The sequence below is a fragment of the Pseudomonas sp. Pseusp97 genome (assembly GCF_047304025.1).
Taxonomy (GTDB): Bacteria; Pseudomonadota; Gammaproteobacteria; order Pseudomonadales; family Pseudomonadaceae; genus Pseudomonas.
The window spans coordinates 1-10,361 of sequence record NZ_JBGLYK010000201.1 but is presented as its reverse complement, the minus strand read 5'-3'; the positions used below and the strand labels follow the sequence as shown (position 1 = coordinate 10,361).

General features: G+C 66.3%; 11 protein-coding genes. 3 read left to right on the top strand and 8 right to left on the bottom strand.

From position 1 onward, the window contains the following. The 8 genes from ACCC94_RS23865 to ACCC94_RS23830 all read right to left on the bottom strand — a co-directional run. A partial coding sequence (locus tag ACCC94_RS23865) for a DUF4880 domain-containing protein (protein WP_413352083.1) occupies window positions 1–273 on the bottom strand: 273 nt, incomplete at its 3' end. Beyond that, on the bottom strand, window positions 270–776 hold the full coding sequence (locus tag ACCC94_RS23860; protein WP_413352082.1) for a sigma-70 family RNA polymerase sigma factor: 507 nt from the start codon (window positions 774–776) through the stop codon (window positions 270–272). The genes ACCC94_RS23865 and ACCC94_RS23860, both read right to left, overlap by 4 nt. Before the next feature lie 133 nt (window positions 777–909). After that, window positions 910–1,704, bottom strand: coding sequence for a phosphate/phosphite/phosphonate ABC transporter substrate-binding protein (locus ACCC94_RS23855; RefSeq protein WP_413352080.1), 795 nt, complete (start codon window positions 1,702–1,704; stop codon window positions 910–912). Then, the gene (locus ACCC94_RS23850; protein WP_413352079.1) at window positions 1,701–2,678 is read right to left on the bottom strand and encodes a fatty acid desaturase; all 978 of its coding nucleotides are present in this window, start codon (window positions 2,676–2,678) and stop codon (window positions 1,701–1,703) included. Before ACCC94_RS23850 ends, ACCC94_RS23855 begins: the two co-directional genes overlap by 4 nt. Before the next feature lie 149 nt (window positions 2,679–2,827). Further along, window positions 2,828–4,192 (bottom strand): chromate efflux transporter, encoded by a 1,365-nt coding sequence (chrA, locus tag ACCC94_RS23845; RefSeq protein WP_413352078.1) that lies wholly within the window; start codon window positions 4,190–4,192, stop codon window positions 2,828–2,830. Beyond that, window positions 4,185–5,069: a chromate resistance protein ChrB domain-containing protein gene (locus tag ACCC94_RS23840; RefSeq protein ID WP_413352077.1), complete on the bottom strand. Its 885-nt coding sequence runs from the start codon at window positions 5,067–5,069 to the stop codon at window positions 4,185–4,187. The genes chrA and ACCC94_RS23840 overlap by 8 nt, the downstream gene beginning before the upstream one ends. Window positions 5,070–5,279: 210 nt before the next feature. Continuing rightward, window positions 5,280–6,566: a glycosyltransferase gene (locus tag ACCC94_RS23835; RefSeq protein WP_413352076.1), complete on the bottom strand. Its 1,287-nt coding sequence runs from the start codon at window positions 6,564–6,566 to the stop codon at window positions 5,280–5,282. Between the two features lie 86 nt (window positions 6,567–6,652). Beyond that, window positions 6,653–7,585, bottom strand: coding sequence for an FCD domain-containing protein (locus ACCC94_RS23830; protein WP_413352075.1), 933 nt, complete (start codon window positions 7,583–7,585; stop codon window positions 6,653–6,655). A gap of 188 nt (window positions 7,586–7,773) precedes the next feature. On the opposite strand from ACCC94_RS23830, the gene ACCC94_RS23825 reads away from it, so the two are divergent. From ACCC94_RS23825 to ACCC94_RS23815, 3 genes are all read left to right on the top strand, one after another. Continuing rightward, the gene (locus ACCC94_RS23825; RefSeq protein ID WP_413352074.1) at window positions 7,774–8,823 is read left to right on the top strand and encodes a spermidine/putrescine ABC transporter substrate-binding protein; all 1,050 of its coding nucleotides are present in this window, start codon (window positions 7,774–7,776) and stop codon (window positions 8,821–8,823) included. Window positions 8,824–8,911: 88 nt separating this feature from the next. Then, a complete protein-coding gene (locus ACCC94_RS23820; protein WP_045207607.1) occupies window positions 8,912–9,784 on the top strand; it encodes an ABC transporter permease in 873 nt (290 codons plus the stop codon). After that, window positions 9,777–10,361: ABC transporter permease (locus tag ACCC94_RS23815; RefSeq protein WP_413352073.1), on the top strand; the 585-nt coding region annotated here is incomplete at its 3' end. The genes ACCC94_RS23820 and ACCC94_RS23815, both read left to right, overlap by 8 nt.

Here is a 10,361-nt window from a genome sequence, read left to right as displayed (position 1 = left end):
GACCAGCGCTCCGCGCAGCAGACGGCGACGACTGGCTCCGGCGGCGCTCAGGGTGCGCTGCAGTTGCTCGCCGCGCACGCCTTGGGCCTGGGCCACGCGGAAGGCGCCGAGGGTGTGTTCCAGCTGCTCGCAGAGTTGCCGGTGGCGCAGGTCCTGCTCGCGCCAGGCGGCGAACGCCTGCCAGTCTTCGCCACTGGCGTGGCCGGAGCGCAGCAGCACCAGCCAGCGGGTGGCCTGCTCGATCAGCAGCGCCTGTTCCTGTTCGCGGGTCATGACAGGCTCGCCTTGAGGCAGCGCTGCAAGGCCCTGGCCATGTAGTCGCTGACCGAGCGTTGGGAGATACCCAGGGTGCGGGCGATTTCCGGATAGGTCAGGCCGTCGATCTGCGACAGCAGGAAAGTCGCCTTGACCTTGGCTGGCAGGCCGTCGAGCAACTGGTCGATGCGCTGCAGCGCCTCCAGCAGTTCGGCGATCTGCTCGGGGGAACGCTCGTCGGCGGCCTCCGGATCGAGGCTCTGCAGATAGGCGCGCTCCAGGTCGCGGCGGCGCCAGAGCTGGAACAGCAGGCGACGGGCGATGGTGGTGAGCAGGGCGCGCGGTTCGCGGATCGGCGCCAGCACCGGGCTGGCCAGCAGCTGGACGAAGGTCTCCGCCGCCAGGTCCTCGGCGCTGGCGCCGGATTCCAGGTGCCGGCGCAGGCGGCCCTGCAGCCAGTCGTAGTGCTGGCGGAACAGCAGGCCAACGTACTGGCCATGGGAATTGTCGGCACCGGACATGACGGCTCCAGAAACGAGAGTGATGCGAGGGAGTCCGGTGTTCCGGTGGAGGCATCCTAGCAAGGCGTCTTATTCTTTAAAAATAGCTTTGTAATAGATGTTTATAACCAAAGAATGTTCTGCGCAGGGGCCGTCAGCGTCCGGGATGCAGCTCAGGCAGGCCCTGTTCTACGGCCTCGCGCTGATAGTCCAGCAGCACCTCGTAGTCCGCCTCCACCGCCGGCAGGACGCGGCGGATATGCAGCGTGGCGGCTATATCCGGGCGCTGGTCCAGCGCCAGGTTGAGGGCTTCGCGCAGGTCCTGCGCCTGTGCCGCGTCGGCGGACGAGATGTAGGGCAGGGTGGGGCTCGGTGCGCTGCGTTGCAGCAGGCGCACCCCGCTGGTTTCGTCCGGCGAGTGGAGGGCGAGATAGGCGAAGGTCACGCTGTCCACCGCGATCAGGTCGACCCTGCCTTCGCGCAGCCACGCCAGGCTCTGGCGGTGGCTGCCGCTCCAATGCAGTTCGCTGAAATAGCGGCCGCCGTGCTGCCAGGGTGCCAGCGCGTGGCGCAGCAGGTTCATGCCGGTGTTGGAGTCGGGATTGTTGGCGGCGCCCCGGCTGCCGCGCAGGGCCTGGAGGTCGTTGCGCTGTTCGTCCTCGCGCACCAGCAGCAGGCTGCAATGCTCGCCCCCGGCGCTGTGCGGCAGGTCGAAGTCCGGCCGGCCGATCAGCCGGACCCTGCCACGCAACGCCGTCATCAGTGGATAGCCGCAGGTCTGAGTGAAGAGCAGGTCCGGTGTCAGGAACAGCGCGTGCAGATCCTCGTCGTGCCATCTTTCGCGGCGCACGCCCAGCAGTTCCAGCGTGTGCGTGATCCATGCTTCGCTGGCGTTGCGGATGACTTCGGGGGCCGTGTACATCGACAGTTCGGCAATGGCCAGGGTCATGCCGTCGGCTCCGTTGTGGCGAAGGGATGGCGCGGGCTGTCCACGGGCCGCACGGCGTGGCGGCGGATCAGTTCACCGTAGCCGCGCACGAGGAAGCCTCCACTGCGCTGCAGCCAGTAATCGCGATGCGCAAAGTACAGTTGAGGCAGGCGATACCAGGGAGCCCAGGGCAGGTCATGGTGGACCAGGTGCAGATTGAGGTTGAGGAACAGCCAGCGCCAGGGCCAGCCTGCTTCGTTGAGCACGCTGCGCTGCTCCGGCGCGGCAGCGGGGCGGTGCTCGTAGAAGGACCGCAGCATGCCCAGGCCAAGCGCCGGGACGCTGACCCAGACGACGTAGTGCAGGGCGGACAACACGCTGAAATGCTCGATGAAGGCCAGCAGCGCCACGCACAGTGTGCCGTGAACCGACCACATCAGCCAGGCGCGTCGATCCCCGTGCCGCAGTCGGCGGCCTTCCTCGCTGGCGAGGCCGCAGAGGGCTATCGGCGCGCCGATCAGCAGGCGCCCCAGCACCGTCTTGTCCGCCCAGCGCAAAACGCGGCTGGGCAAGCGCAGCAGGTACCAGCGGGAGGGATCGACGTAGCGGCTTTCCGGGTCGATGCCGGGCAGGGTCAGTTGTTCGTCACGGTGGTGGACCAGATGGCTGTCACGGTAAAGCGCATAGGGGTACCAGAGCGCATAGGGGCAGTAGCCCAGCAACTTGTTGAGCCACGGCAGGCGGGTCGGGTGACCATGCATGAGTTCATGCTGCACCGACATCCACAGCGCGACGACGGGGATCAGCAGAAGGGTTGTCGGCCATATTCCCAGCCAGGGGCTGACCAGCAGCAGGGCGAACCAGCTCGCCTGGACGCCGACCAGCAGCAGCCAGGTCGGCCATTCGCCGAGCCCGAATCGGTCGCGCTCCAGGGCGGCGCGCAGGTGCTCCCAGGCATGCGCCGGCGGCGCATCGAGAGGCGGCAAAGATGGCATAGGGTCTCCCAGACAGCTCAGTGGGTCGGACCGTCACGCAGGTCCGCTGAGGTGTCTGTGGAGCGAGGCGGGGAAATCTTGCAGAACCTTTGGGCATAAGCTTATGGCCTGCCGGTAATTATTCCCTGCGCCTGCCGATGGCGCTGCTCTCAGCCGCGCAGCAGATGCACCGCCAGACCCGCGAGCGCGCAGCCCAGCAGCACCTGGATAACCCCGCGCTTGAAGCGGAACAGCGCAACCGCCGCGGCAATCGCGATCAGGGCCGAGGGCCAGTCGAACGCGCCCGCGAAGCCTTGCGGCCAGAGCACGTGGTAGCCGAAGAACAGCGCGAGATTGAGGATCACGCCGACCACGGCGGCGGTGACGCCGGTCAGCGGCGCAGTGAATTTCAGCTCGTTGTGCGTCGACTCCACCAGCGGGCCGCCGGCGAGGATGAACAGGAACGACGGCAGGAAGGTGAACCAGCTGACCAGGCTGGCGGCGACGGCGCCGGCGAGGAAGGCGTGATCGGCGCCGAACATCGGATGGACGTAGCCGCCGACGAAGCCGACGAAGGCCACCACCATGATCAGCGGGCCGGGCGTGGTTTCGCCCAGGGCCAGGCCATCGATCATCTGCGTCGGCGACAGCCAGCCATAGTGGCCGACCGCGCCCTGGTAGACGTAGGGCAGCACCGCGTAGGCCCCGCCGAAGGTCAGCAGTGCGGCCTTGGTAAAGAACCAGCCCATCTGGGTCAGCGTGCCGCTCCAGCCGAAAACGGCCGTCAGCAGGGCCATGGGCAGAACCCACAGTGCGGCGCCGATCGCCACCAGCCGCAGCAGATGCTGCCAGCGGAAGCGCGCGTGCGCGGGTGTAGGCGTGTCGTCGTCGATCACCGCCGGGCCATAACTGGCCTTCGCGGCGCCGTGTCCGCCGCCGATGACGAAGTGGCCCGGCAGCCAGCGTCCGCCCAGGTAGCCCAGCACGGCCGCTATCAGCACGATCAGCGGGAAGGGCACGTTGAGCGCGAAGATGGCCACGAAGGACGCCCCGGCTATCGCCCACAGCCAACCGTTCTTCAACGCCCGCGAGCCGATGCGATGGGCCGCGTGGAGCACGATGGCCGTCACCGCGGGCTTGATGCCGTAGAAGATGCCGGCAACCACCGGCACTTCGCCGAAGGCGATATAGACCCACGACAGCCCGATCAGAATGAACAGCGAGGGCAGCACGAACAGCGCCCCGGCGATGACTCCGCCCCAGGTGCGATGCATCAGCCAGCCGATGTAGGTAGCCAGTTGCTGGGCTTCGGGGCCGGGCAGCAACATGCAGTAGTTGAGGGCATGAAGGAAGCGCCGTTCGCTGATCCAGCGGCGGCGCTCCACCAGCTCCTGGTGCATGATCGCGATCTGCCCCGCCGGCCCGCCGAAGCTGATGAAGCCCAGTTTCAGCCAGAACAGGAAGGCCTCGAACAGGCCGATGGGCTCCGGGGGTTGCGCTGCTTTTTCGCCGTTCTGCAGGGTGAATTCAGTCATGGTTTTTCTCGTCGTTGGCGAAGGCGGCCAGGAGGCCATCGAACAGGTGACCGGCCGTGTGCAGAAGCATATCGTCGTCGCTGATGTTATCGCGCAGGCCCGCCAGCACCCGCTCGACGCCGGAGGCTTCGGCGGGCTGGGCGCCGCCAATGTCGAGGTAATGCACGACCGCGGCGATGCGTTTGAGGGCAGAACCTTCAAGCTGGAAGCTGGCCAGCAGGGTTTCGAACGTGACGTGCTGTCCGACATGGCTGAAGGTGGCACCGTCGAAGTCGAAGCCCAGTGCGTCGCTGGGACAGTCGCCCGGGGCGTCCAGCCAGAGGATGTGTGCCTGCGGGTCGATGAAGCGCTGGATCAACCAGGCGCTCGCCAGGCGATCCACCCAGGGCCGTTTGCGCGTGGCCCAGCGCCGCCCCTGGTAGTCGCCCAGGTCGCGGATGGCAATCGACTCTGCGCTGGAGCAGGGCTCGTCGGTGGAAAGCGCACGGCTGATGGCGGTCTCCAGCTCCTGGAGTGCCGACTCGGTGAGCGGCTTGGCTTCGCCGGGGAAGAAGTCGATCACCGCCAATTGGCTGAACGCCTTGCGCAGCTTGCGCACCTGCCGCGCCTTTTGCAGGGCGTTTTCTGCGTTCACCTCATCCCGGCAAAGGGCGATCTGCTCCTGAAGCCGGCTGTATTCCTCGCTGCGGTCGAACAGCGCAGCGAAGCGCTGTTCGGGTGCGTCGAGGGAGAACAGGTGGGCCGTGCCGTTGATGGCGAGCACCTCGCGTTCAATCGCCTCGAGTGCCTCGCGGCCTGTGCTGTGTTCGGGCAACAGGTAGACGCCGTCGCGCAGCACCGCCGCTCCGCAAGCCTTGAGGGCGCGCCAGGCACGCATGCGCTCAGTGGCGTTCGCGGTGGGAAGGCCGAGAACCAGGAGGAGCCAAGGCAATTTGTAGAGCTCCAAACGTAAGAAGTAGGTAACTCTACAATTTTTATGGCGATGTGCAAATCGAAGGCGCTGCTGTCTCGCGTCCGGCATGAGGCGGCGAGGGAGCGGCGGCCCATCCGTAGGCGGATGGACCTGGCGTGATCGAAAGGCCCGGGATTAGTCCGAACAGATATCCAGGATCGCCCGCGCCGCCGCCTCGGTACCACGCGAGGCCTGCATCTGCTCGCGTACGGCGGCCAGGCGTTGCGCCATGGCCTTGTCCGCGAGCAGTTCGGCGAGGGCCGCGGGCAATGCCGCCAGTGGCTCCTCGAAGCGCGGCAGGTAGCGCGCCACGCCGACTTCCTCGGCGCGCCGGGCGTTGTCGTGACCGTCCCAGCAGTAAGGGATGATCACCGACGGCAGGCCGAAATACAGCGCTTCGCAGAAGCTGTTGTTGCCGCCGTGGTGGATGAACAGCTGGCACTCGCGCAGCACTGCCGGCTGGGGGAACCAGCTGTCGAGGTAGACGTTGTCCGGCACCGTATCGTAGTGCTCGCGGTAGGCGCCGACGTTGATCAGGAAGCGGTAGGGTAGCTGCGCCACGGCGTCGATCAGCCGGCGCATCATCGCCACGTCGGCGGCGCCCAGGCTGCCGAAGCTCACGTAGATCAGCGGCGCGTCGTCATGCCGGGGGAACTGCGGCGGGATGTAAGGCGCCTCGCTGCGCACGCAGCCGTCGAGGTACAGGTAGCGCTCGACGGACAGCGGTTTTTCGCGCTCGTAGCGTACCGGCGTCGGCGACAGCAGCAGATTGAGCCAGGGCGAATCCTCGAGGAACTGGCCGGCGGGCAGGGGCGGGTGACCGCACTCGGCGAGGAAGCGGGCGAAGCGCTCGTGCGCCGGCTTCGTGGCCTGCAGATAGTGCTCGCGGTAGGTGGCGCAGGCCTGCGCATCGCTGCTGCTGGCGCCGGACAGATAGGGCGGCACGGCGGCGTCGGGCAGTTCGGTTTCCGCGCACGACACCATGCGCACCCAGGGGCAGCCGGCGGCGGCGATGGCCGGGAAGCTGACCACGTTGTCCAGCACGATGGCATCGGGCTTGAGCCGGGCGAGCAACTGCTGCAGCGGCTTCTCCGACTCGATGGCGGTGTCGATGATGGCTTCCCAGGCCGGCGCCACGTAGCTGTCGATCTGCGCCAGGGGCGACTGGTCGAAGTAGGGCACGTTGCGCTCGATGAAACGCTCCCAGTAGTGCTGGTGGTCGGCGGCGGACAGCGGCGAGTCCAGTTGCAGCGGGTACTCGGCGAAACCGTACTCGGCGAAGATGCCCTGGAAGTGCGCATGGCAGATGAACACCGGGCGGGCGCCGAGCTCGCGCAGGGCCTGGGCGATGCCGATGCAGTTCAGCGCGGCGCCGAAGCTGGCCTCGGGGAAGAAGGCGATGGTTCTTGTTCTTTGCGTCATGGGCACATCCGGGTGTTGCTCACGGGCATTGCGTGAAACTGATACTGCATTTTTTCGTTAAAAAAAACACGGTGAATTAAAAATAATCAGCGACGCCCCAGGGCGAACGACTGCGGAATGCCGCGGTTGGCGGTCTGCGGACGTTGCGCGAAGGACAGTCGCAGGTGCAGCCGCATCAGGTCGGCGGCGACTTCCAGCTGGCCGCGCTCGATCTGCTCGATGATCCGCAGGTGCTCGCGCAGGGCTTCCTGCAGGCGGTGCACGCTGACCATCGGCAGCAGGTTGGGCAGGCGGCGCAGGCGCTGGTGCTGCAGCAGGGCGTCGCCGACGAAGCGGTTGCCGCAGCCCTGGGCGATCAGCTCGTGGAAGCCGATGTCCAGCTCGCGGAACTGCGCCACATCGAAGCGTTCGATGGGGGCGCCGAGCAGTTCTTCCATGGCGCCGCGCAGCAGGGCTAGGCGCGCAAGGTCGGGATCGAAGCCGGGCGCCAGCAGCGCCTCCGGCTCGAGGATCAGGCGGTAGCGCAGGCTGTCTTCCAGCGCCGCGAGGTTGTTCAGCAGCGGGCGGAACGACCAGCTCTGCCCGGCGCCGCGCTCCAGCACCTGGTCTTCGCTGAGCTGCGCGAGCACCTTCTGCGCGGCCGCGCGGCTGATGTCGTAGCGGCGCATCAGCTCGCTGGCGCTGAGGCTGTTGCCCAGCCGCCCGGCCATCCGGTCTCGCAGCACCGAGGCGGCCAGCGCCTGTTCCTCGGCCTGGGGCAGGGCGGGGCCGAGCACCTGGGCGGAAGGGTCGGCGGCGAGGCGATAACCCTTGCCCGGCTCGTGGGCCACCAGTTGCTGTTCCAGCAGCAGGTCCAGCCCTGCGCGGATCAGCGTGCGCGATACGCCGAAGGTGCGCGCCAGTTGCTGCTCGGAGAGCCCGTCGCCATCGCCCAGTCCTGTGTCCTGGGCGTGCTCGATGATCCGCCGGGCCAGTTCCAGGTGGTTGGTACGGGGTCTTTTCTCGATGTCCTTGCTCAAGCGGGAGCTCTCCAGCAGGCCCAGGATTCAGGGCGACCCGTTATGCCACAGCGTGGGTGCTCCAACAAGAATGCAAGAAATGGTTGACTTCGCCAGTTGTTCGGTTTTTATTTTGAAAAAAAGACATGTAGTACGCTTTTCGTTCCGCTGCCGTCGACACAACAACAATCAATCGTCAGGTGCGCAAGATGAAGCTGAAGACCATGCTCTACGCAGGGGCAACCCTCGCACTCACGCTGTCCGCCACCACGGCCAGCGCCAAGGATCTGGTGATCTCCATCTGGGACGGCTACATGGCCCCGGACAACCTGGAGAAGTTCCAGAAAGCCACCGGGCTCGAAGCCGACAAATCCCTGCACGCCACCAACGAAGAAATCATGGGCAAACTCATGGCCTCCGGCGGCGAAGGCTATGACGTGGTGTTCGTTTCCTCGCCCTTCGCCGAGATACTGCACAAGCAGGGCCTGCTCGCCGAGATCGATCCGGCCAAGGTGCCGAACCTGAAGAATCTCTACCCCGAAGCGCAGAAGCTCGAGTACGACGTCGGCAACCACTTCTCCGTGCCCTACACCTGGGGCACTACCGGCATCTGCTACCGCTCGGACAAGGTCAGCCCGGCGCCGTCCAGCTGGAGCGACCTGCTCAAGCCCTCCGATGCCCTCAAGGGCAAGACCACCATGCTCGCCACCGACCGCTGGCTGCTGGGCGCGGGCTTCCTGGCCAACGGGTGGTCGGTCAACGACGGCAACCCGGACCAGATCAACGCGGTGCGCGACCAGCTGATCGCCACCAAGAAGCGCCTGCTGTCCTTCGACGACACCACCTTCTACTCCAAGCTGGCCTCGGGCGAAGCGCTGATGGCTCACGCCTGGGACGGCTGGTGCAACTACGGCACCCAGGCCAACGAGTCGATCAAGTTCGTGGTGCCCAAGGAGGGTTCCGACCTCTGGGTGGACACCATGGTCGTGCTGAAGAGCTCGAAGAACCCCGACGCCGCGTACCGCTTCATCAACTACATGCTGGAGCCGGCAAACCACGCCTGGGTCGCCGAGAACATCCTCTACAAAGTGCCCAACCAGGCGGCGATGGCGACGCTCAAGCCGGACCTGCTGGCCAAGTACCCGAACCTCACCACCACGCCGGCCAAGTTGGTCAAGCAGCAGCAGTTGCGTGACGTCGGCGGGTCCACGCAGAAGGCTTACACCCGCGCGGTGACCGAGATCATGGCGGCGCAGTAAGGCCGATGGGGCGCCGCGCCGGCGCCCCGCAAACTCTCCGGAATAACCCTGAAGCACCCCGCCTGGCGTGGGGTTGGGGGAACTACGCATGACCGCTTTGTCCGCCGACCGGAAACTCTCGGCCTGGCTGCTCGCGCCCGGCCTTGGCTGGCTGGCCCTGTTCCTGCTGCTGCCGTGCCTTCTGGTGCTGGTCTACAGCTTCCTCGAGCGCGGTGCCTATGGCGGCATCGACTACGTGTTCACCTGGGAAAACTACCGCCGCGCGGTGGACCCGCTGTACCTCGACATCCTCCTGCGCTCGGCGAAGATCGCCGGCCTGGCCATGCTGTTCGCGGTGCTCATCGGCTACCCGGCTGCCTACGCGATCACCCGCACTACGCCGCGTCGCCAGGCGGTGTACCTGTTCCTGGTGATGCTGCCGTTCTGGAGCAACTACCTGATCCGCACCTACGCCTGGATCGTGCTGCTCAACCGCGAAGGCCTGCTCAATCGCCTGTTCAGCCTGCTGGGCTACAGCGGCGAACCGATCAGCCTGCTGTACACCGATGCCACCGTGGTGCTCGGGCTGGTCTACAACTACATCCCCTTCGTCATCCTCGCCATCTACAGCTCGCTGTCGCGCATCGACAACGAACTCTGGGAAGCCTCCCGCGACCTCGGCGCGTCCGGCTGGACCACCTTCCGCCGGGTGATCCTGCCGCTGTCGGTGCCGGGAGTAGCCGCCGGCGCGGTGTTCGTCTTCGTGCTCTCCATCGGCAACTTCATCACCGCCGACCTGCTCGGCGGCAAGCAGGTGCAGATGGTCGGCAACCTGATCTACGCGCAGTTCCTCACCGCGCGGGACTGGCCGTTCGGCGCGGCGCTGAGCTTCTTCCTGATCGGCATCATGATGCTGCTGCTGTTCATCCAGGCCATGGTCTCGCGCCGGGCCCAGGGCGCGGAGGGCGAACGTCATGCGTAATTCTTCCGGCATCGCCCTCGGCACGCACCTGTGGCTGGTGTATGCCTTCCTTTATGTACCGATCCTGGTGCTGATCCTGCTGTCGTTCAACGCCAGCGGCCTGCCCACCGCCTGGGGTGGCGCCTCGCTGAAGTGGTACGCCAAGCTGCTGGCCAATGCCTCGATCCAGCACGCGGCGCTGAACACCCTGATCGTCGCGCTGACCTCCACCTTCATCGCCTGCGTGCTGGGCACGCTCCTCGCCCTCGGGGTGGAGATGCGCGCCCGCAACAACCCCGGCAGGAAAGGCGCGAACCTCGCCGACACCCTGCTGATGGCGCCGATGATCATCCCCGACATCGTCCTGGCCATCGCGCTGCTGAGCTTCTTCAACCTGCTGAAGATGAGCCTGGGGCTGCACTCGATCATCCTCAGCCACGTGGTGTTCAACATCGCCTTCGTCTGCGCGGTGGTGCGCACCCGGCTCAAGCACTTCGACTACTCGATCCTCGAAGCCTCCATCGACCTGGGCGCCGGGTGGTTCATCACCGCGCGCCGCGTACTGCTGCCGGCGATCTTCCCCGGCGTGATGGCCGGC